Consider the following 541-nt stretch of genomic DNA (forward strand, 5'->3'; position numbering starts at 1 on the left):
AGCTTCATTTCCGACCGCCCCCTATGGTTCCCCGGGGCCAAGGCGCCGGAATATCTCGATGGGTCCCTCGTCGGGGACTACGGCTTCGACCCGTTCGGCCTCGGGAAGCCCGCCGAGTACTTGCAGTTCGATCTGGACTCGCTCGACCAGAATCTGGCTAAGAACTTGGCCGGAGACATCATCGGAACCAGAACTGAACTCGCCGACGTGAAATCCACTCCCTTCCAGCCGTACAGCGAGGTTTTCGGCCTTCAGAGATTCAGAGAATGCGAGCTCATCCACGGCAGGTGGGCCATGCTCGCCACCCTCGGCGCTCTCACCGTCGAGTGGCTCACCGGCGTCACCTGGCAAGACGCCGGAAAGGTAGAGCTGGTTGAGGGATCGTCGTACCTAGGGCAACCGCTCCCCTTCACCATCTCCACGTTGATCTGGATCGAAGTTCTGGTAATCGGGTACATTGAGTTCCAGAGGAACGCGGAGCTCGACCCGGAAAAGAGGCTGTACCCCGGCGGGTCATACTTCGACCCGTTGGGCTTGGCGG

1 protein-coding gene is annotated in these 541 nt (G+C 60.6%); it reads left to right on the forward strand.

The window, feature by feature from the left end; translation table 11 throughout:
- Positions 1-541 (forward strand): chlorophyll a/b-binding protein (locus GFJ41_RS21035; RefSeq protein WP_170076003.1); only part of this gene is annotated, 541 nt, incomplete at both ends.

Origin of the sequence: Paraclostridium dentum (assembly GCF_012922555.1) — a bacterium.
In the GTDB taxonomy this organism is placed as follows: Bacteria; Bacillota; Clostridia; order Peptostreptococcales; family Peptostreptococcaceae; genus Paraclostridium; species Paraclostridium dentum.